A 21,990-nucleotide genomic window follows, 5' to 3' on the forward strand; every position below is an offset into this window, starting at 1 on the left:
CTCAGGCACAAATAGCCCCTTTTATCCTTCGAAAACCCATTCCTTAATCTGTTTTTAACTATATTTACTGAAGTTAATAACTAAATAGAATATCAAAGTTGATTCTGTTCTTTTTTTAACTCTGCATTGCCCGCTATCCTACAAGCTCAGTAAACCTCAACAGATAGTCTCTGGGTGAGGTAAAACTCATTTTGAACGACGTATAACAGTACGTTGTGTTTAACTTTTAGGGTTACGGGGAATTGATTCATGTTGCTAGGTCAACTAAACGCTGCGGCAAGTCCGCTATCGCAAGAGCAAGTACAAAAGCTGCAAGGTTTAGTGGCTGAGCTTAATCCAATTCAACAAGCATGGGTTAGCGGCTATCTTGCTGCAAATGCTAATACGGCGGCCTTAGGCGGTGCAGTGGGCGCAGCTCCAAATGCTGGTGAGGCAGTTGCATTAACTATTTTATATGGCTCGCAAACAGGTAATGCAAAGGGTGTAGCTGCTAAGTTAAAAGCACAAGCAGAGTCACGCGGTTTAGCCGTAAAGCTAGTGAACATGGCCGATTACAAACCAACTGCACTAAAAAAAGAAAAGTTTATAACTGTGGTTGTTGCAACTTACGGCGAAGGTGAGCCACCAGAAGATGCAGAGGCTTTGCACGAATTTTTAACCACTAAAAAAGCGCCTAAGTTAGATGGAGTGAAGGTAGCCGTGATTGGCTTAGGGGATTCGAGCTATGAATTTTTTTGCCAAACAGCAAAAGACTTTGAGCAGCGGTTAAATAAACTCGGCGCAGAAACAATTTATCAACGCGCCGATTTAGATGTAGATTACGATGACGAAGCGGCAACTTGGATCACTGGTGCATTGGATGCCTTTGAACCCGATTTAAAAGCACAGCAAGGTAGCTCAGGTGGTCAAGTTATTGCAATGTCGTTTGCTGGGTCAACTACCGTGGCAAGTCAATATACTAAGCAAAACCCGTTTGCCGCAGAACTAGGTTTAGTGCAAAAAATTACAGGTCGCGACTCAACTAAAGATGTCCGCCACGTAGAAATTTCGCTTGAAGGCTCAGACATTAGTTATATACCAGGTGATTCATTAGGTGTGTATTTTTTAAATGACGAAGCCCGTGTTGATGAGTTGCTTACACACACGCAAATTGATGCAGCTAGTTTAGTAAAAGTTGCAGATGAACAGCTAAGTATTCGCGATGCACTGATTGAAAAACTTGAATTAACGCAGTCGTACCCTGGCTTTGTGGAAAAATATGCAATAGCTACAGGCACACCACAACTATTAAAACTGGTTGAAGATAAAGCGGCAATGCATGAATACATTGAACCGCGCCAAATATTTGATGTGGTTGCACAAAACCCGGCTAAGCTCGACGCGCAAACACTCGTCGATTGCCTGCGTAAATTACAAGCACGTTTATATTCAATTGCCTCTAGCCAAAGCGAGGTTGAAGACGAGGTACATTTAACCGTAGCATTGGTTGAGTTTAATACTTTTGGTAGCGAGCATTTGGGCGGTTGTTCGGGCTATTTAGCGCGCCGTGCTGAGGAAGGCTGTAAAGTTAAGGTATTTAGTGAGCATAACGATAATTTTCGTTTACCAACGAATGATGAAACACCAATAATTATGGTTGGCCCTGGTACGGGAATAGCACCGTTTCGCGCCTTTTTACAAGAGCGTGATGCGCGCGGCGCATCAGGTAAAAACTGGCTGTTTTTTGGCAATCCACATTTTACTCAAGACTTTTTATACCAAGTTGAAATTCAAGGTTACTTAAAGTCGGGTTTACTAAGCAAAGTAGATGTTGCATTTAGCCGCGACCAAGCCGAAAAAGTGTATGTGCAAGATAAGTTACGTAGTAACAGCAAAGCTATTTTTGAGTGGCTTGAAGCCGGCGCACATTTTTATGTGTGTGGCGACGCTAATCATATGGCAAAAGATGTACACCAAGCATTACTCGAAATTATTAAAGAAAATACCGGTAAGAGCGATGAAGATGCTCAGCAGTATTTAAAAGATTTACGCAGCGCAAACCGCTATCAGAAAGACGTTTACTAAAATTAAATATTTAAAGCAGCCGTCACTGTCACTAATTTAGGATTAAACATGAGCGAACAAGATAAAAACGTAAAGCTTTCTGATAACGAGCGCATGAAACGAGAAAGTAATTTTTTACGTGGCACTATAGCAACAGATTTAAAAGATGAGATCACCGGTGGTTTTACCGCTGATAACTTCCAGTTAATTCGGTTTCACGGTATGTACCAGCAAGATGACCGCGATATTCGTGGTGAGCGCGCTAAGCAAAAGCTTGAACCATTACACAACGTAATGTTACGTGCGCGTATGCCTGGCGGTATTATTAAGCCTGAGCAATGGTTAGCCATAGATAAATTTGCAGAAGAAAAAACCAGTTATGGCAGTATCCGTTTAACTACGCGTCAAACGTTTCAGTTTCACGGTGTATTAAAGCCTAACATTAAAGGCATGCATCAATTACTGGATAGCGTTGGAATTGACTCTATTGCTACCGCAGGCGATGTTAATCGAAATGTATTGTGTACTACTAATCCGGTTGAGTCAGAGTTGCATCAAGAAGCGTATGAGTGGGCTGCAAAAATTTCAGAGCACTTGTTACCAAAAACTAAGGCTTACGCCGAAATTTGGCTTAATGGTGAAAAAGCAGAAACCACAGAAGAGCCAATTTTAGGTTCTAATTACTTACCGCGTAAGTTTAAAACAACGGTAACAATTCCGCCGAATAATGAAGTGGATGTGCACGCCAACGATTTAAACTTTGTAGCTATTGCCGATAACGGTAAATTAATTGGCTTTAATGTGCTTGTAGGCGGAGGCCTTGCCATGACACATGGCGATACAGCAACCTACCCACGTAAAGCAGACGACTTTGGTTTTATTCCACTAGAACATACGTTAAAAATTGCGGAGCATGTGGTATCGGTACAGCGCGATTGGGGTAATCGTTCAAATCGTAAAAATGCTAAAACAAAATATACATTAGACCGAGTAGGCGTTGATGTATTTAAAGCGGAAGTAGAGAAACGCGCTGGTGTTGAGTTTGCTGCAAGCCGTCCTTATAAATTTACTCACCGAGGCGATCGTATAGGTTGGGTTGAAGGTATAGATGGCAAGCATCACCTAACATTATTTATTCAAAGTGGGCGTATTTTAGATTATCCAAACAAACCACTAAAAACAGGCTGTCGTAAAATAGCAGAAGTTCACCAAGGTGACATGCGCATGACGGCAAACCAAAACTTAATTATTGCTGGTGTAGCTGCAGATCAAAAAGCCGTGATTGAAGAAATTGCCCGTAACCATGGTTTAATTGACGATAAAGATACCGAGCAACGTAAAAACTCCATGGCGTGTGTGGCACTGCCAACATGCCCGTTAGCCATGGCTGAGGCTGAGCGCTATTTACCTAGCTTGGTTGAAAAAATAGAAGCACTACTAGCCAAGCATGGTGTGCCGAATGACAGTATTATTATGCGCGTAGTGGGTTGCCCCAATGGCTGTGGCCGTGCCATGTTAGCCGAAGCGGGATTAGTAGGTAAAGGCCCAGGTAAATATAATGTGTATTTAGGCGGTAACCTTGAAGGCACGCGTATTCCTAAATTATATTTAGAAAATGTGGGTGAAGACGTGTATTTAGCTGCTTTTGATGAATTAATTGGGCAATGGGTTAATGAGCGTAATGACGGTGAATGTTTTGGTGACTTTGTGATCCGCAAAGGCATTGTTGCTGAAGTTAAAGTATCGGTTACCGATTTTCACGCATAATAATAAGCCAGTGCAACACACTGGCTAAGGTTTGGAATTTACCATGAGTGAATTTAAAAATATTTTACAGTTAGATAAACAAAGCCAAATTAGCATGCTAGCAGACGCCAATGGCATACTGAAAAACATGAGCGCTGAACAGCGCGTACAATGGGCACTTGAAAATTTACCTGAGACACATTTTTTATCATCGAGTTTTGGTATTCAAGCCGCCGTAATGTTGCATTTAATGACATCACAACAGCCAGATATTCCGGTGGTATTAACAGATACAGGCTATTTATTTCCACAAACATATCAATTTATTGAGCAAATGACGGCGCGTTTATCACTCAATTTAAAAGTGTATAAATCAGAACTGAGCCCTGCTTGGCAAGAAGCTAAATTTGGTAAGTTATGGGAGCAAGGAGAGGCCGGAATTAAGCAGTACAATCAGCTTAATAAAGTTGAGCCGATGACTCGCGCCTTAAAAGAAATTAATGCTGGTACGTGGTTTAGTGGCCTGCGTCGCGACCAAGCATCAAGCCGTGCTGATAAGCAAGTAATTGAAATTAGCCGTGGTACAGTAAAAGTTTACCCAATTATTGAGTGGACAAACCGCGATGTATATCAGTATTTAACTAAGCATAACTTGCCGTACCATCCTCTTTGGGAAGAAGGCTATGTCTCTATGGGAGACATACATACTACACGTAAGCTAGAGCCCGGTATGACCGAAGAGGAAACTCGCTTTTTTGGTTTAAACCGAGAGTGTGGTTTGCACATTGATGGTGATGGTATTTAATATTATTGATTATCTCGCTCAATATTTAATAAAACGCAGCCTTGGCTGCGTTTTTTACTTACACAAAAGGATTGCCTGATTGATTGCTTTTTATTAAACTTGGCCGAATAAAGGATTAATTTTAAGCAGGAAGGCTATGAAATACTTTACCTATTTAGCAGTGTCAGTAGTGATTATTGCTGTTATTTCTCTATTTTATTTAAAAAAGCCAAACGGAGAAACATGGCTTAGTACATCTGTTGTGATCAACGAATCTCAGCAAATTAAAGATAAAATAATCTCGTTTACCAGCAATACGTTTGAGCAAGCCGTTAGTAGCGTGTCGAACACACCCTCAACAACCCGCAGTAAAATATTTAAGTGGCAAGATCAGCAAGGCCAATGGCATTTTTCAGATACGCCTCACCCTAATGGTAAAAGTGTTGAAGTAAAACTAGACCCTAAAGATATTAACGTGGTGGTTGCCCAAGATACGGCTATTTTATCGGGTAGTTCCAAATCCTCAGCAGTAAATAGCACTTCAGCTACACCTACAGTTTATGATCCAGTATCAATTAAAAAGGTGTTTGATGACGCTGAAAAAGCAAAACAAAAATTAGAGCAACGTACTAAACAATTAAATGATTTAAACGGTTTTTAATTATTCATTATTTGTGTTTATGGCTATGCGCTTTTAAATAGCGCTTTTCTGCTTCCATAAGTAAAATAGTTAAATAAATTTTAGTGGGTAACGATAATAATACGCCAATAGCAATGCAGGCTGCCGCTATAATTATGCCGTTAATACCATGCTGGCTAGTAAAGTAGCTTGATACAATTAACGCATGACCAGTCACAATTAGGCATAACCCAAGTACAATTGATATTTTAAGTAGCCTAATAATTATGATTTGTGACATAGCGCCCTCACTAATAGTCTTACTAGTGTAGGGGGTTTTTAAAGCATTACCTTGATTTATCGCAACTGACGCGCATAAAAAAGCCTAACAAAATTGTTAGGCTATGATTAAATTTTAGGCGTAAGTTTAAGTTGCTATTAGTTAATCGAGCATATTACGAAGTACATACTGTAAAATGCCACCGTGTTTGTAGTAATCCCACTCTTTTGGCGTATCAATACGTACATCGGCACTAAAGCTTACTTTTTTACCTTCACTATTAGTTGCAATAACGCTAACTTCCTTGGTTTTATCAAACAAGCCTTCAATATCAAACTGCTCTTGGCCGGTTAAACCTAGCGACTCATGACTTTCGCCATCTTTAAACTGTAGTGGTAAAACTCCCATACCAATAAGGTTAGAGCGATGAATACGCTCATAGCTTTGTGCTATTACAGCTTTAACACCTAACAGTAGCGAGCCTTTAGCCGCCCAGTCACGAGATGAGCCGGTACCATATTCTTTACCAGCTAAAATAACCAATGGCGTATCGTTCTTTTGATATTCCATGGCGGCATCATAAATACTGGCAAGCTCATCATCAGGTTGCGTGCGGGTAACACCGCCTTCAGTACCAGGTGCAAGGAGGTTTTTAAGTCTAATATTAGCAAATGTACCGCGCATCATTACTTCGTGGTTACCACGACGCGAACCATAAGAGTTAAACTGCGCTTGCCCTACTTTGTTATCTTGTAAATATAACCCTGCTGGTGAGTCTGCTTTAATCGCACCGGCTGGCGAAATATGATCCGTAGTAACCGAGTCACCTAGTTTTGCTAAACAACGTGCGCCGGTAATGGTTGGAATACCCGGAGGCTCAATACTCATACCATCAAAAAAGGGTGCTTTTTTAATATAGGTTGATGCATCATCCCAATCGTAAAGTTTACCATCAGGTATTTGAATTTTTTGCCAACGGCTATCGCCTTCGTATACGTTAGCATAACTTTTTTCGAACATTTCTCTGGTTACCGTTTCCTTAACTAAATCGCTTACTTCTTTAACACTTGGCCAAATGTTTTTAAGGTAAATATCGTTACCGTTAGCATCTTGTGCCAGTGGTTCGTTATATACGTCAATATCGGTTCTGCCCGCAATGGCGTAAGCTACAACAAGCGGAGGAGATGCTAAAAAGTTCATTTTAACATCTTGGTGAATACGCCCTTCAAAGTTACGGTTACCCGATAAAATTGAGCTCACAACCAGTTTGTGCTTTTGAATAGCATCTGAAATTTCAGGAGCCAGCGGGCCTGAGTTACCAATACACGTTGTACAACCATAGCCAACTAAGTTAAAGCCTAGGCTTTCTAAATCGTCCATTAGCCCTGCTTTTTCTAAGTAGTCAGTAACGACCTTAGAGCCAGGAGCAAGTGATGTTTTAACCCAAGGTTTTACATTAATCCCTAATTGCTTGGCTTTTTTAGCAACTAAGCCAGCCGCTAAAATAACACTGGGGTTAGAGGTGTTTGTACAACTAGTGATTGCGGCAATAACACAGGCACCATCTTTTAGTTCGAACTCTTGGCCCTTAAAGTTTACTTTTGCTGCGCCTATAAACGGCGCTTCATTGCTTGATTCGTCAGGATTAGTTACAGGGCCTTCGCTTTCGATACGTGCTTGCTCTGTATCACTGCTGCTAATTTTTGCTAAACGCTCGTCTTGAAACTCTTTTAAATGCTGACTAATTGCTTCGCCAGCTTTATCAAGTGATATTCTATCCTGTGGGCGTTTAGGGCCAGCAAGGCTTGGTACTACGTCATCTAATATCAGTTCAAGTTTATCGGTGTAATTAGCTTCATCGCCATCGTTGCGCCATAAACCTTGATGCTTAGCATAATCTTCAATAAGTTTAAGCTGTTTTTCATCGCGGTTGGTTAAACGCAGGTAGTTAATGGTTTCGTCATCAATCGGGAAAATACCACATGTAGCACCATATTCTGGCGCCATGTTAGCAATTGTTGCTCTATCGGCAAGTGGTAAGTCGGCAAGGCCATCACCATAAAACTCTACAAATTTACCTACTACACCATGGTTACGTAGCATTTCGGTAACGGTAAGTACTAAGTCGGTAGCTGTGGTGCCCTCTGGTAAACGGCCGTTTAATTTAACCCCTACAACCTGAGGTATTAATAAACTAATAGGTTGGCCAAGCATGGCGGCTTCGGCTTCAATGCCGCCTACGCCCCAACCAAGTACGCCTAAGCCGTTAATCATAGTGGTGTGCGAATCGGTACCCACTAAGGTGTCTGGGTACGCGTACTTTTGGCCATTACGTTCATCATTAAAAACAACGCGCGCTAAATACTCTAAATTTACTTGGTGCACAATACCGGTTGCTGGAGGGACAACTTTTAAGTTATCGAAGGCAGTTTGGCCCCAACGTAAAAATTCATAACGCTCTTTATTACGGTCATATTCAAGCTTGGCGTTTAAGTCAAACGCACCCTCGTTACCATAGCCATCTACTTGCACAGAGTGGTCAATAACAAGTTCAGCAGGAGAAAGCGGGTTAATTTTTGCAGGATCGCCGCCTAGTTTTTCCATCGCATCGCGCATTGCCGCTAAATCGACAATGGCAGGTACACCGGTAAAGTCTTGCATCACAACACGGGCAGGCGTAAACGCTACTTCAGCAGAGGGCTTAGCTTGAGGGTCCCAATCTAATAGGGCTTGAATGTCTTGTTCTTTAATGTTTTCGCCGTCTTCGTTACGAAGTAGGTTTTCGAGTAGTATTTTTAAAGAAAAAGGTAAGCGTTTGGCTTTGTCGCCAAGGCCTTTAAGAGAGTGAATATGAAACTGCTCACCATTAACGGTAAGTTGCTGCTGGGTTTTGAAACTATTATTCATTATTTGCCCCTTTTGTTATTAGATAAGTGTTGTGTAGAGTGACCTTTTATAGTTTGTGAATTGCAAAGTGTATACCAAGATAAAAAACAGTGTTTAAAGCGTGATTTTTAAACAGCCATTACAATAGAGATGATGCTGAAAGTTTTTAATTCAAGGGAGCCAGCTAGACTTACCCAAAAGATATTTTTAATTTGCATACAACCAGCCTTGCTGTTTGCCTTTAAAGCTAACGCAAAGTAGCAATATGGCAATTACTACCACAAACAGTGGCATAAATACCGCACTAGATCCCATTATTTCAACGCTGTTAATAACAATAAAATTGTAATACTGTTGGATTAAAATAGCCATTAACGACACGGTAAATACGGGCAGTGCAAATGACTTTTTAGCGAGCAATAAAGCACTGCCAAGCGTGCCGCCAAAGACTGCAATAGCAAATGCAATGGTTGACCAAACGGGAATGTTAGAATATGCAGCTTGCTGATCTATAGGCATTTTGCTAATTACTTCAGGTGTCATCAGCATTTGTAGTGCGAAGGCAATAACGCCGCATAAGTTCCATATAAGCGCTACCCATGCGAGTGGTTTTAACCACTTAGGAGGGGGGTGTGCAAGCATTTAATTACCTTACTTTTTTTATAGTTAGTGAGGTAATTAAAGATCAAAAAAGCCAACTATACAAGCTGGCTGGTTTTATAAATAAAAAATCAAAAAAAGACTATAATTTAACCGAATGAAATAGGGCGACGACCGGTTTTTTCATCTACTTTAGGTTTTTTAGTACGCTTACGTTTATTTTTTGCAGGCTGACTCGCTGGCTGCGGTACTGCTTGGCTTGGCTCAGATTGCGGCGGCTCGGCAGGTCGCTCTACCGGTGTTGCATCTTCGGTTAATGCAAGTTGAAAAAGCTCACCATCAAATTCTAGTATGTCGCCACTGTATAGTTTTTTCCGTTTAATTGTACAAATTTCATGGTTAACACCCACATAACCTTCAGCAATTAAGTTTTTTGCTTGGCCGCCGCCTTCTACTAAATTTAGTACTTTTAATAATTTACACAGCTCAATCGGCTCTTCTTCTAATTCAATTTCTATATATTCTTCGTTCATGTTTGCTCTCGGTGGGGTAACGCATTAACGCTAGTATAAAGTGAAGTCACTATTTTTGCATCAAAGTGCGTATACAAATCTAACCATGGTTTTCTATGTGTTCGCTCAACTTGGCAATACGTAAGCTCATACCTTCAATTATTCTATCTTTAATTTTTTCGCGTATTACATTGGGTAAGCGAGTAAGGGCATCAGAGGTAATAGCAAGCACAATTGCATCCGTTTTAGCACGTGCGCTAATGCTGCGTGCGCGGTTATTAATAAAAGCGCCTTCACCAATAAACTCCCCAGGACGTATAGTACCGAGCTCTAATAAATGGTTGTGCTTAAACACTATTAATGCACCGCTAAGTACTATAAATAAGCGCTTATCGTTGTCGTGCTGTTTAAATAAAAATGAATTTTCGCGCACTAAATATAATAAACCAAACGACTCTAAAAGTATTTGGCGCTCGTTAAGGCTAAATTCTTTAAAAAATCCTAAACGATTGATAATTTCCATCTGTTTAAATAGCGGAATGTTCTCTATTAACTTCATTAATTACCTAAGAGTTTATTACGCGCAAAACTAATTAATGTTGCGCTCTTTTAATTTACGGGTCAATGTATTGCGTCCCCAGCCTATTTTTATAGCGGCTTCTTGTTTGTGGCCTGCGCAATTGGCGAGTGCTGTTTTTATTAAGCGGGTTTCTAGTTGCGCTTGAATATTAGGCCAAATATTTTCCTTACCTTGTTTAAGTTCCTGATTAAGCCATAACTGGAAGGCATCTAACCAATCGCCTTCTTCTTGAGTTAGTGAGGCATTAATAATTTCAGGTGGCAAGTCTTGCTCGCTAACAAGCTCGCCAGGAGCCATAACCGTAAGCCAGCGGCAGGTGTTTTCTAATTGACGTACGTTACCGGGCCAACTGAACAAGCGTAGCTGCTCAATTGCTTTAAGGCTAAGAATTTTACTTTCTACTTGTAGATCTTTAGCGCTTTTATGTAAAAAGTGCAGTGCTAGACGCTCAATGTCTTCGGTACGCTCTCGAAGGGCTGGTAAGCGCAGACGGACTACATTTAAGCGATGAAATAAGTCATCCCTAAACTTGCCTTGTTTTACGAGCTCTTCAAGGTTTTGATGGGTTGCAGCAATAATACGCACATCTACTTTTATGCTTTTATGCCCGCCAACACGGTAAAACTCTCCATCAGATAGTACTCGCAGTAGTCGAGTTTGTACGTCGAGAGGCATATCGCCAATTTCATCTAAAAATAGGGTGCCGCCATTGGCTTGTTCAAAACGGCCTTTTCGCACGCTATCTGCACCAGTAAAAGCCCCTTTTTCATGGCCGAATAATTCTGACTCAACCAGCTCTTTAGGGATTGCGGCCATATTTAGCGCAATAAATTGGTTTTCTTTACGTGGACTATGGTTGTGCAGGGCGCTGGCAACAAGCTCTTTACCCGTTCCTGACTCACCATTAATAAGTACACTCATGCTTGAGGCTGCAAGCTTACCTATGGCCCTAAACACTTCTTGCATGGCAGGTGCTTCGCCAATTATATGTGCGCTTTTAGGGGGCGTGAGTTTACGTTTAACTTTTTTTGTAGAATTAGCTCTATAGGCGCTTTCAACTAGGGCAATCGCCTCGTTTAAATCAAAAGGTTTGGCTAAATATTCAAAAGCCCCTTTTTGAAAGGCATTTACGGCGGAATCGAGATCTGAATGCGCGGTAATAATAATAACCGGTAAGCCGGGCACTTGCTCTGCTATTAGCTCTAGCAGTGCCATGCCGTCCATACCGGGCATTCTTACATCGGAGATCAGCACACTAGGTTGGCTAAATTTTAATGCATTAAGCACACTTTGTGCTTCAGCAAAGCTTTGTACTGTAAAACCTGCGCGAGTAAGCGCTTTTTCTAATACAAAACGAATTGAGGCATCGTCATCTACAAGCCAAACTGTTTTCATGCATACTCCAAGGCGTTAATCTGCAAAAGGCAGATAAATATTAAATTCGGTGTGACCAGGCCAGCTATCGCACTCAATATAACCATTGTGTTGATCAATTAATGTTTGCGCTATAGAAAGCCCCAATCCAGAGCCGCCATCTTTATTAGTGATCATAGGATAAAACAAAGTATCGCGTACACTAATATCAATCCCTGGGCCATTATCGAGCACTTGAATTAACAAGGCTTTTTTGGGTGCCTTACCGGGCCGGCGGTGCTGATAGTTAATTCGGGTTTTAATTTTTATTTCCCCACCATTAACTAATGCCTGCTGGGCATTACGCACAATATTAAGCACCACTTGCTGCACTTTACTTTGGTCAATATAAACATCGGGAATACTCGGATCGTAATCTTTTACCAAGCGAATATTGTCACTATTATCTAGGGTACTTAATTTGATCACCGACTCTAAGGTTTGATGTATATTGCCATAAGACTTTTGCGGTAATTGGTTAGGCCCAAGCAGTCTATCTACTAATTCACGCAATCGGTCGGCTTGCTCAATAATAAGCTCGGCACATTCATTTCTTTCTTGCTGGTCTACCTCGTATTGCAATAACTGCGCCGCTCCGCGAATTCCCCCTAAAGGGTTTTTAATTTCGTGCGCTAAACCTCGAATTAAATTACGTGCGGCTTGGTATTGGTGCATTTGATTTGATGCTTGATCGAATTTAATTTCATCATCGGTTTGCCGACATTCTAATAAAATATAAAGTGCACCTTGGTATTTTATCTGTTTTGAACTGACTGCTAATTTAGCATGGCGAGAATCAACAAATACCACGTCAGCCCTATGCTGGTGGCAATCTACGCCATCAATTAAAGAGTATTGCGCTATGCGTTTTAAATCGATTGAATGGTAGTTAAATAAATCATCAAAAGACTGCCCTAATAAACGCTTAGTGCCTAAACCAAGTAGTTCACTGGTACTGGTATTGGCATAAATAAGCGTAAAGCTTTCGTTTAAAAGCATCACGGCGGTGGTTTGATTTTGCCATATGGCATTGAGTAGCTCAGGGCTAAAGTGTGTGTTATTAAGCATTGTTGCACCATTTTAGTGCGCCTGTGTTTTCAGGCAAGTAATTTAATGAAATTGCACTGCAATTGCTATTTTTAATGTGAATTAGGTGGGAGTTAATTACCTAAGCTTAAGCCTTTTCTATGCATAAAAAATACACTCAATGGGCTTGTCGCAATGACTTGGTTTTGTTTGTTGTACAGCTTAACTTGCAGAGTGTGCTCACCACGCTCTACATCTCTTAAAGCAAAGGTTGAGGTATCACTTGCTGCGCCATAGGCTTTACCATCAAGAAATAGCTGTATTGTAAAGTCGTTTTCAAAGCGGGGGGTAATGCGAGTAGATACATACACAGAGCCGGTGTTTTCACGAATAGTTTTCTGATGCTCAGGCGATGCAATACCAATACTAAATGCAACCGGCTGCGCTTTAGTTTGATTATTTAATATATCAGTATTTGTTGCAGGCATGGTTAAATCTTGGCTGGTGAGTTTTATCTCTTTGGCGCCAATATGGGGGGTATCTGAAAACACCAGTACGCCATTTTTATCTTTCCATGCGTAAATTTTTTTTTCACCAGCGTAACTACAAACACTTAATAATGAAGTAATTAGTAGTAATAAAATCTTGCTACTCACTCTGCAACCCTGCATTTTTAACATTAACTTTACTTTAGTGGAGAAAGTACTAATTTACCATTAAAAAAGCCCGCAAAGCGGGCTTAAAGGTATATTTTATAACTGTTAATTAAAATTAACAGCTGTAATACATTTCAAACTCAATTGGGTGCGTTGTCATGTTAAGTCTTTCAACTTCTTGACTCTTAAGTTTAATGTAAGCATCAATTAAATCATTAGAGAACACGTCACCTTGATTTAAAAACTCACGGTCAGCATCAAGAGATGCCAGTGCTTCTTCTAATGAAGAGGCAACGGTTGGAATTTCTGCTGCTTCTTCTGCAGGTAGGTCGTATAAATCTTTATCCATTGCATCACCAGGATGGATTTTATTTTTAATTCCATCAAGGCCAGCCATAAGCATGGCAGCAAAAGCAAGATACGGGTTAGCCGTTGCATCAGGGAAGCGTACTTCAATACGACGACCTTTAGCTGATGGTACTACCGGAATACGAATTGATGCAGAACGGTTACGTGCAGAGTATGCAAGCATTACTGGTGCTTCGTAACCTGGTACTAAACGTTTGTACGAGTTAGTAGAGGCATTAGCAAACGCATTAATTGCTTTAGCATGTTTAATAATACCGCCAATGTAATAAAGCGCATCTTCAGAAAGACCGCCGTACTTATCACCTGCAAATAAGTTAACACCGTCTTTAGCTAACGACTGATGACAATGCATACCAGAACCGTTATCGCCAACAATAGGTTTAGGCATAAAAGTGGCTGTTTTGCCGTATAAATGAGCCATGTTATGAATAACATATTTCATTTCTTGAATTTCATCGGCTTTAATCACCATAGTATTAAAGCGCGTAGCAATTTCGTTTTGTCCTGCAGTTGCTACTTCGTGATGATGTGCTTCAACAACTTGTCCCATTTCTTCTAATACTAGACAAGTAGCAGAGCGCCAATCTTGAAAGTCATCAACAGGAGCAACTGGGAAGTAACCGCCTTTAACGCCAGGGCGATGACCTGTATTGCCGTCTGCGTATTCTTTATCTGAGTTCCAAGCAGCTTGCTTAGAATCGATTTTGTACATAGAGCCAGACATGTCTGTTTTATATTTTACGTCATCAAATACGAAGAACTCTGGCTCTGGGCCAAATAAAACCGTATCAGCAATACCCGTAGAGCGCATATATTCTTCAGCACGCTTTGCTACAGAGCGAGGATCGCGCTCGTAACCTTGTAATGTAGAAGGCTCTACTACGTCACAACGTATAATTAATGTGGCTTCTTCAGTGAATGGGTCAAGCTTAGCTGATTCAGCAACAGGCATTAACACCATGTCTGATTCGTTTATGCCTTTCCAGCCAGCAATTGAAGAACCATCGAACATTTTACCATCTTCAAAAAAGTCTTCATCAATTTGGTGATGAGGAATTGAAATATGCTGCTCTTTACCTTTTGTATCAGTAAAGCGTAAATCAATGAACTTAACGTCATTTTCTTTAATAAAATCTAAAACCGATTGCGACATGTGTCCTCCAACTATAAGGTTTTGTTATTGCTGCTTAAATGCTTTGTGTTTTATAAGCTGATTTTGTGCCACTATTGTAACTTAATGTTTATAAACATAAAAAATACAAAAGTAATAACGGCTGTTTCTAATGCGCACCATTATGGTGCGTAAATGCTTCAATATAGTGCAACAGTTACAGAGTAAAAAGTTGCTCGCTATTTAATCGTGATAGACTAACATAAAGTAAATACAAAAGACTGACCAAAATAGCAATAAAGTCATTAAAGTGGAGGTTTTTATAAAAATATTAAAAATTTTATTTTTATAATTAGTTAATTTAAAACAGTAGGTTAAATAAAAAAACCAGAAAGTTTGCAAATTTATTTTGGATAAACTTTCATCCATTCCATTTATAAGGGATAATATGCGCCCTTTTAAATCCTATGCTGGGACATCTCGTGAAAACGCAGGTGAGTGCGTAAGCCCCTGCAGGATCAATGAGATTCAATTTCTCTGAGTGAATATTAATGAGTATCGAAAAGATAAGAAATATAGCAATTATCGCCCACGTTGACCACGGTAAAACTACACTGGTTGACAAACTGCTTGAGTTTTCAGGCACATTAGAAACACGCGGCGGTAATGAAGAGCGCGTGATGGATTCAAACGATATAGAAAGAGAACGTGGTATTACCATTTTAGCGAAAAACACCGCTATTTCATGGAACGGCTACCACATTAATATCGTAGATACTCCAGGACACGCCGATTTCGGTGGTGAAGTGGAACGCGTACTTTCAATGGCTGACTCAGTATTACTAATTGTTGACGCTCAAGAAGGCCCAATGCCACAAACGCGTTTTGTTACGCAAAAGGCATTTGCGCAAGGTTTAAAGCCAATCGTAGTAATTAACAAAATCGACAAGCCAAGTGCACGTCCTGATTGGGTTATGGATCAAATCTTTGATTTATTCGATAACTTAGGCGCCACTGACGAGCAGTTAGATTTTAAAGTAATCTATGCATCAGCAATCAACGGCTGGGCAACATTAGATTTAGACGAGCCATCTGATAACATGGATGCCATGTTCCAAATGATCGTTGACGAAGTATCACCACCAGATGCAGATCCTGAAGGTGACTTCCAAATGCAGATTTCTCAACTTGATTACAACTCATACGTGGGTGTAATTGGTGTTGGTCGTATCAAGCGTGGTTCTGTTGCTCCAAACCAACAAGTAACTATTATTAGTGCTGATGGTACTAAACGTAACGGTAAAATTGGTACAGTACAAAGCTACTTAGGCCTTGAGCGTATTGAAACAGACCGTGGTTATGCAGGTAACATTGTTACTGTAACCGGTATTGGCGAGCTTAAGATTTCAGATACTGTTTGTTGTCCTACTAACGTTGAAGCATTACCACCACTAAGTGTTGATGAGCCAACAGTAACAATGACATTCTCTGTAAATAACTCACCGTTTTGTGGTAAAGAAGGTAAGTTTGTAACGTCACGTAATATTCGTGAGCGTTTAGACAAAGAGCTAGTACACAACGTAGCACTTCGCGTTGAAGATACTGCTAGCCCAGATAGCTTCCGTGTTTCTGGCCGTGGTGAATTACACCTAGGTATCTTAATCGAAAATATGCGTCGTGAAGGTTACGAGCTTGCTGTATCTCGTCCAGAGGTAATTTTGCGTACTGTTGACGGTGTATTAGAAGAACCGTTTGAAACAGTAACAATTGACTGTCAAGAAGAGCATCAGGGTTCTGTAATGGAGCAAGTTGGCCTACGTAAAGGTGAGCTTACTAACATGTCTCCAGATGGCAAAGGCCGTATGCGTTTAGACTTTATTATCCCAAGCCGTGGCTTAATTGGTTTCCAAACTGATTTCATGACAATTACTTCGGGTTCTGGTCTTATGTACCATACGTTCGATCATTACGGTCCTCATAAAGGCGGTTCAATCGGTGTTCGTAAAAACGGCGTAATCATTGCAAATGCTACAGGTAAAGCACTGACTAACGCATTGTTTAACTTACAAGAGCGCGGCCGTTTATTCATCGGTCACGGTGTTGAAGTTTACGAAGGTATGGTTATCGGTATTCATAACCGTGATAACGACCTTACAGTTAACGCCCTTAAAGGTAAGCAGTTAACTAACGTACGTGCATCTGGTACAGATGAAGCACAAACGCTTTCTCCACCTTTAAACTATTCACTTGAGCAAGCGCTTGAGTTTATTGATGAAGATGAGTTAGTTGAAGTAACGCCACTAAACATTCGTATTCGTAAGCGTCATCTTACAGAAAACGAACGTAAACGTGCGGGTCGTGCGCCTAAGTCATAATCTATTAATTTAGAATAATGATTTTAAAAGCCGCTGTATTGCAAAATACAGCGGCTTTTTTGTGTTTGTGGGGGGGTGGTTTGAAGGTTAATTAAGTAAACTTTGACGATCATAAAAATCGATAACGATTGTTTATAGTATTAGGTACTGATAAGTTTTAACATTATCAAAGTATTATTATGTCTCGGAGAGAGATGTAGTAAATGGAAAATATGTTCATATTTTTTATATGATGCTGTTAAGTTAGTGAGGTGTAAATGGAAAAATATCTATATTTAACTTATGTAGAGTGGTCAGATTCTTGGGTCAATGGGGGAGATGTTCCTATATCAGTTGCAAGTACATATATCAGGGGTGTAAGAGATGGTATTTATACTCCTGATGAAAATCTAATTCACGATTCTATAGTCGATCTAAAAAGCTTATCACCTATGATTCATATTGCGACTGGGGCACAAGTGAAAGGGCTCAGCATTATAGGTAGTTCGTTTAATGGTAGGAAAATTCCAAATATAATAAATGCTAGTTACTATAATGAAGATGGTTTAATACTTTCATTTTGTAATGAGTTTTCTCCAGAAATCGCAAGAAAAATGGGTAAGAAATGTTGTGTGAAAATTCTAGACATTGAGCACCTGAGAAAAGTGATCGATAAACAACTCGGTAAAAAAGGAAAAATGAAGAATTGCCAGTACACAGACTCTCATCAACGGAATCATTACTTAAAGTCACATGAAGATAAATGGCAAAATGAGTATAGGTTATTTTGGAAAGGTACTGAAAATAAGTTGGTTACTCTACCACCTGGTATTGCAGAGTTCATTATGTCCTTTGATGAATAAATTTAACAAAATAAAATTTCGTTTTGTGATTTTATCTAAACATTTTAATACTTTTATACTGAAAGAAGAGATATATCAACAGCCGATAAGGCTAAGTACTAGTGTTTGTTGGTAGGGTATTTTTCGTTGGGTTTCGCTGCGCTCAACCCAACCTACGTGCATTAGTTAAAGTTTAATTGTTTCGCCTTCATTTAAAATATACAGCGGTACTGGTGCATTCATTTGTTTATACATATGCAGTAAGCGCGATAGCGCTGAGTGGCTGCTGTGATCGCCCATTTGCCAACTTGAGTTGCCATATCCCCATGGTATCATTACTTTGCAATTAAGCTCTGTGGCCGCATTGAGGGCATCCTCTGGCGTAGTATGAACGTATCGATACCCTTTAGCGTTGGTTTTATGGTAATAAGAGGCAATTGGCATTAGGCATAGGTCTATATCACCGTATTTTTGTTGTATGTCTTTAAAGTGTTTTGAATAGCCAGTATCGCCGGCAAAAAATAAGGTGCTGCCATTTTGTTCAAGCAGCCAGCCATTCCAAGAATCTTTATTATCATCTTCGTAAATATAGGGAATAAGCACCCGATTACTAAAGTGATGTGCAGGCACTGCGTGTATGGTTAAGTCCTCAATGCTGGTTTTTGCATACCACGCCATTTCAGTAATATTAAAGCCACCCGTTGGGAAGTTATCTGCCATGCCTAGCGGGGCTAAATAACGTGGTTGATTACCCAGTTTTTTAATATCTGCTTTATTAAAGTGATCATAATGAATATGCGAATACATAACGGCGTTAATGTTTTCAAGTGTTTGCTTATTTGGCCATGCTCCGGGTTTGCGATAAAACCCACCTGCAAGCTTAAAGCCTAAATCAACCGGTGAATCAAACTGCTCACTAACCGGATCAAATAATACATTTTGCCCATTACGTGTGCTGACCACAAAGCTGGCATGCCCTAACCAACGAACCGTATAACCGGTATTGAGCTGCGGCTTAATTTGCTTACCTTGATACTGGCAGTTGCTGCTGGGTGTTTCGCAAATCAAGTTCGGATGTGGCGGGTAGCAGTTTTGCTCGCAGGTGGTTGGGTAAACCTTTTTGCCTTGATATAAATTATGGTAACGACCTGTTTGGTTGTTAACAGCAATAACTGAGTTTTTATCAGCTATTTTTTGCACCTGGTTAGGTGTACTACACGCTGATAAAAAACAGCTTATAAAGATTATAAGGGTAATGTGTTTCATAATTAAATCCGTTTTAAATAGTGCTAAAGCAGCCATGCAGCCATAAAAAAGCCTGCAATAATGCAGGCAAATTTAAATATAATATCAGCTAATTAACCGGCACTATTCATTTGTTCAATAAATTTATTTGAGTCGGCAATCGATTTGTTCATGTCGTTCATAAGCAATTGTATATCGCGTTTAAGGTTAGTGAACTCGCCTTTAATAGCCGATACCGCTTGTGCGTTTAAGTTATGCTTTAAGTATAAAACGTTATCATGAAGCGATGTTAATACCGGCTCCATTTTGCTCTCTGCACTGCGCATTGAGCGTAATAGCTGATCAAATTGACGCTTAGTCGCGGCTAGCTTTTTACTGCTTTCACGTTTAAGTGATGCGCTTTTATATTGCTCTAGCTCATCGCTCCACTCATCAAATAAGGCTTCTGCTACGTCTTCTACTTTATTGATGTTAGTTGACACTTCGTTAGCGGCATTTAAGCTCGACTCATAGTCATCGTTTAACTGATTGTAAGTGTCTTGCAGTTCGCCACCATTAAAATCAATAAGTGTAGTTAAGCGCTCAAGCGCTGATTTAAACTCTTCTTGAGACTCTTGTTGCGAGTCTTTGGTTTCTTCTACGCGGTCAATAAGAATATCACGTTTGTGAACACCTACTTTTTCCATGGCCGAGTAATAAGCTGACTGGCAACCCGATAATGTTAGTACAAGTGCAAGTACGGTAACACTCAGTAATGTTTGTTTTTTCATTTGGTTTCCTATTTACGTGTGTTAATGCTGTAAATTATGGTGCTGATTGTTATTATGGTCAAAATTATATTAGCACAAGTCAATGTTATGAACGATAAGCTCTCTTATTATAAACAGCAAGTTGGATCTTTTTTACGGCAGCAACCCGGCTGGTGGATGCAATATATTAACCGCTGTATTGATGACCAAATAACCGTTAACGCGGGCTATTTAGCTTATGTAACTTTGCTGTCTTTGGTGCCATTAATTGCCGTAGGTGTGGCGATATTTTCGGCTTTTCCGGGGTTTGAATCAACTCGATTAGCAATTGAAAGCTTTTTATTTACTAACTTTGTGCCTACTTCGTCAGATGTTATTAAAGAGCATATTAGCTCGTTTGCGGGCAATGCAAATCAAATGACCGCAGTGGGCATTGGCTTTTTAGCTGCTATTGCCTTGTTACTTATTCGTAATGTTGATGCCACGCTTAACCGTATTTGGCGAATTAAGAAAAAGCGTCCAATGATGATTTCGTTTGCCGTTTATTGGATGGTACTTAGTTTAGGGCCCGTATTTTTAGGCGGCAGTATTGCAGTTACTTCGTATATTGTATCGTTGGTGTCGTTTGCTGATCAGGGGATTCCGGGGTTTAGTGGCTTTTTATTAAAGTTATTGCCGTACGGCATTTCTATGGTGGGTTTTATTATGCTCTACACCTTGGTGCCCAACACTCGGGTTTCGTTTAAAGCGGCGATACCAGGTGCACTATTTGCTGCCATGTTGTTTGAGTTAACTAAAAAAGGTTTTGCGCTTTATATTAGCCACTTTCCATCTTATGAAGTTATTTATGGTGCAGTTGCTACCATTCCTATTTTGTTTGTGTGGATATATTTGTCGTGGATAGTGGTGTTGCTAGGCGCTGAGCTTACGGCGTGTATTAGCCCTGAAAATATTGAAGACACGCCCGAAATAGAGCTAGACGAGCAAGAAAATACAAAGGATACGCTATAAAATGCAAGGTTTAATACAACGTGTAAAACATGCCAAAGTAGAAATTAATAACCAAGTAGTTGGCGAAATTGGCCAAGGAATTTTAGTGTTGTTGGGTGTTGAAAAACAAGATGACGAGCAAGCGGCCGATAAGTTGCTGCATAAGATTAGTAATTACCGCATTTTTACTGACGAAAACGACAAAATGAACTTAAGTCTAAAAGATATTGCTGGTGAGCTGTTGGTAGTATCGCAGTTTACTTTGGCGGCAAATACTAAAAAGGGCATGCGACCTAGCTTTTCATCGGCGGCAACTCCAAGCCAAGCTAATGAGTTATACGAATACTTTGTAGCGCAAGCCAAGGCGCTCAATTTAACGGTTGCTACCGGTGAGTTTGGTGCCGATATGCAAGTGAGTTTGTGTAACGATGGGCCAGTAACCTTTAATTTAGCTGTTTAGTGATCACCACAATATGATTTATATAGCCTGCTACCTTTTGCGGGCTAACTTTATAACCAAATACATTAAGTAATACTTGCTGTAACTGTTTTAATTGCGACTCATGTTGCGATAAAAAATTAATAAATAGCGTGCCGTTGTTGTTAAGGGCTGCGTGTATTTTTTGATAAAAAGCGGGTGCGAATAAAAATCGTGGTGCGTCTATTTGGCTAAATAAATCTAAAATAATCCAATCTATGTTGCGGGCGCGCGCCAGTACTTGCTGAGCATCCTCACAAAGTAACCGCTGTGTATTATTATTAGGCACTTGCTGCGTAGTAAAAAACTTTTTATAACAACTAATTATATCTGCATTTATTTCAGCTGAGGTGATTTTTGCGTGTGGATATTGGTGCAGCAAATAATTACGAATTGCGCCGCCGCCAAGCCCCAGTTCGAGTACTTTTTTAGGGGTACTTAATGTGTGCCAATGCTGTGCTAAGCACTGTAAGTGTGGCAGTAATAAATTGCTTGGTTGCTGCTGCGTTACCACAGATTGCAGAGTGTCATTTATTAGCAGCCAACGCAGTTGCTGATGTTGGCGTACTTGAATGTGATCGCCCCCATATTTATGCCAATAAAGTAACTGGCCAATACTGTGGCTATTTTCAATAAAATAGCTATTAATCAGGCCATTTACAGGGTTTATGTATTCGCTCATGTTGCCCAGCATAAACTAGCCCAAG

20 protein-coding genes are annotated in these 21,990 nt (G+C 40.1%); 8 read left to right on the forward strand and 12 right to left on the reverse strand.

What is annotated here, in order from left to right; genetic code table 11:
* The first annotated feature begins 249 nt into the window (after window positions 1-249).
* The 4 genes from AAEY55_RS06255 to AAEY55_RS06270 all read left to right on the forward strand — a co-directional run bounded on the left by AAEY55_RS06255 (window position 250) and on the right by AAEY55_RS06270 (window position 5,234).
* The gene (locus AAEY55_RS06255) at window positions 250-2,064 is read left to right on the forward strand and encodes an assimilatory sulfite reductase (NADPH) flavoprotein subunit (RefSeq protein ID WP_089367566.1); all 1,815 of its coding nucleotides are present in this window, start codon (window positions 250-252) and stop codon (window positions 2,062-2,064) included.
* A gap of 48 nt (window positions 2,065-2,112) precedes the next feature.
* The gene (cysI, locus tag AAEY55_RS06260; RefSeq protein WP_197182393.1) at window positions 2,113-3,810 is read left to right on the forward strand and encodes an assimilatory sulfite reductase (NADPH) hemoprotein subunit; all 1,698 of its coding nucleotides are present in this window, start codon (window positions 2,113-2,115) and stop codon (window positions 3,808-3,810) included.
* A 43-nt stretch (window positions 3,811-3,853) separates the two neighbouring features.
* On the forward strand, window positions 3,854-4,594 hold the full coding sequence (locus AAEY55_RS06265; RefSeq protein WP_350550537.1) for a phosphoadenylyl-sulfate reductase: 741 nt from the start codon (window positions 3,854-3,856) through the stop codon (window positions 4,592-4,594).
* A gap of 136 nt (window positions 4,595-4,730) precedes the next feature.
* Window positions 4,731-5,234 (forward strand): DUF4124 domain-containing protein, encoded by a 504-nt coding sequence (locus AAEY55_RS06270; protein ID WP_350550540.1) that lies wholly within the window; start codon window positions 4,731-4,733, stop codon window positions 5,232-5,234.
* A gap of 7 nt (window positions 5,235-5,241) precedes the next feature.
* On the opposite strand, the gene AAEY55_RS06275 is transcribed toward AAEY55_RS06270, so the two are convergent.
* From AAEY55_RS06275 to glnA, 9 genes are all read right to left on the reverse strand, one after another.
* On the reverse strand, window positions 5,242-5,493 hold the full coding sequence (locus tag AAEY55_RS06275; protein WP_182684120.1) for a hypothetical protein: 252 nt from the start codon (window positions 5,491-5,493) through the stop codon (window positions 5,242-5,244).
* 141 nt (window positions 5,494-5,634) lie between these two features.
* A complete protein-coding gene (gene acnA / locus AAEY55_RS06280; protein WP_011326878.1) occupies window positions 5,635-8,379 on the reverse strand; it encodes an aconitate hydratase AcnA in 2,745 nt (914 codons plus the stop codon).
* 186 nt (window positions 8,380-8,565) lie between these two features.
* Complete coding sequence (locus AAEY55_RS06285; protein WP_011326879.1) at window positions 8,566-9,000, reverse strand: hypothetical protein; 435 nt, start codon at window positions 8,998-9,000, stop codon at window positions 8,566-8,568.
* A gap of 107 nt (window positions 9,001-9,107) precedes the next feature.
* A complete protein-coding gene (locus AAEY55_RS06290; RefSeq protein WP_182677314.1) occupies window positions 9,108-9,491 on the reverse strand; it encodes an RNA-binding S4 domain-containing protein in 384 nt (127 codons plus the stop codon).
* Between the two features lie 79 nt (window positions 9,492-9,570).
* The gene (locus AAEY55_RS06295) at window positions 9,571-10,029 is read right to left on the reverse strand and encodes a Crp/Fnr family transcriptional regulator (protein WP_011326881.1); all 459 of its coding nucleotides are present in this window, start codon (window positions 10,027-10,029) and stop codon (window positions 9,571-9,573) included.
* Between the two features lie 30 nt (window positions 10,030-10,059).
* Entirely contained in the window at window positions 10,060-11,445 is a 1,386-nt protein-coding gene (ntrC, locus tag AAEY55_RS06300; protein WP_011326882.1) for a nitrogen regulation protein NR(I), read from the reverse strand.
* Window positions 11,446-11,460: 15 nt separating this feature from the next.
* The gene (gene glnL, locus AAEY55_RS06305; RefSeq protein ID WP_011326883.1) at window positions 11,461-12,531 is read right to left on the reverse strand and encodes a nitrogen regulation protein NR(II); all 1,071 of its coding nucleotides are present in this window, start codon (window positions 12,529-12,531) and stop codon (window positions 11,461-11,463) included.
* Window positions 12,532-12,623: 92 nt separating this feature from the next.
* The gene (locus tag AAEY55_RS06310; protein WP_350550545.1) at window positions 12,624-13,145 is read right to left on the reverse strand and encodes a DUF4124 domain-containing protein; all 522 of its coding nucleotides are present in this window, start codon (window positions 13,143-13,145) and stop codon (window positions 12,624-12,626) included.
* Between the two features lie 115 nt (window positions 13,146-13,260).
* Window positions 13,261-14,667: a glutamate--ammonia ligase gene (glnA, locus tag AAEY55_RS06315; protein ID WP_086993786.1), complete on the reverse strand. Its 1,407-nt coding sequence runs from the start codon at window positions 14,665-14,667 to the stop codon at window positions 13,261-13,263.
* Window positions 14,668-15,176: 509 nt separating this feature from the next.
* Here glnA and typA point away from each other — a divergent pair.
* Window positions 15,177-17,000: a translational GTPase TypA gene (typA, locus tag AAEY55_RS06320; RefSeq protein WP_179807385.1), complete on the forward strand. Its 1,824-nt coding sequence runs from the start codon at window positions 15,177-15,179 to the stop codon at window positions 16,998-17,000.
* Window positions 17,001-17,257: 257 nt separating this feature from the next.
* On the forward strand, window positions 17,258-17,842 hold the full coding sequence (locus tag AAEY55_RS06325) for a hypothetical protein (protein WP_350550549.1): 585 nt from the start codon (window positions 17,258-17,260) through the stop codon (window positions 17,840-17,842).
* 165 nt (window positions 17,843-18,007) lie between these two features.
* Here the strand turns inward: AAEY55_RS06325 and AAEY55_RS06330 are convergent, their stop codons facing one another.
* Both AAEY55_RS06330 and AAEY55_RS06335 read right to left on the reverse strand, forming a co-directional pair.
* The gene (locus AAEY55_RS06330) at window positions 18,008-19,087 is read right to left on the reverse strand and encodes an MBL fold metallo-hydrolase (protein WP_350550552.1); all 1,080 of its coding nucleotides are present in this window, start codon (window positions 19,085-19,087) and stop codon (window positions 18,008-18,010) included.
* Window positions 19,088-19,179: 92 nt separating this feature from the next.
* On the reverse strand, window positions 19,180-19,836 hold the full coding sequence (locus tag AAEY55_RS06335) for a DUF2959 domain-containing protein (RefSeq protein ID WP_011326888.1): 657 nt from the start codon (window positions 19,834-19,836) through the stop codon (window positions 19,180-19,182).
* Between the two features lie 87 nt (window positions 19,837-19,923).
* Between AAEY55_RS06335 and AAEY55_RS06340 the strand changes: the two genes are divergently transcribed.
* Complete coding sequence (locus AAEY55_RS06340; RefSeq protein ID WP_011326889.1) at window positions 19,924-20,826, forward strand: virulence factor BrkB family protein; 903 nt, start codon at window positions 19,924-19,926, stop codon at window positions 20,824-20,826.
* 1 nt (window position 20,827) lies between these two features.
* A complete protein-coding gene (dtd, locus tag AAEY55_RS06345; protein ID WP_058372331.1) occupies window positions 20,828-21,265 on the forward strand; it encodes a D-aminoacyl-tRNA deacylase in 438 nt (145 codons plus the stop codon).
* Here dtd and AAEY55_RS06350 read toward each other — a convergent pair.
* The gene (locus AAEY55_RS06350; protein WP_011326891.1) at window positions 21,249-21,977 is read right to left on the reverse strand and encodes a spermidine synthase; all 729 of its coding nucleotides are present in this window, start codon (window positions 21,975-21,977) and stop codon (window positions 21,249-21,251) included. The genes dtd and AAEY55_RS06350 overlap by 17 nt on opposite strands.
* Between the last annotated feature and the right edge of the window lie 13 nt (window positions 21,978-21,990).

The sequence above is a fragment of the Pseudoalteromonas sp. 120-MNA-CIBAN-0494 genome, from assembly GCF_040308885.1.
GTDB classification, from domain to species: Bacteria; Pseudomonadota; Gammaproteobacteria; order Enterobacterales; family Alteromonadaceae; genus Pseudoalteromonas; species Pseudoalteromonas nigrifaciens.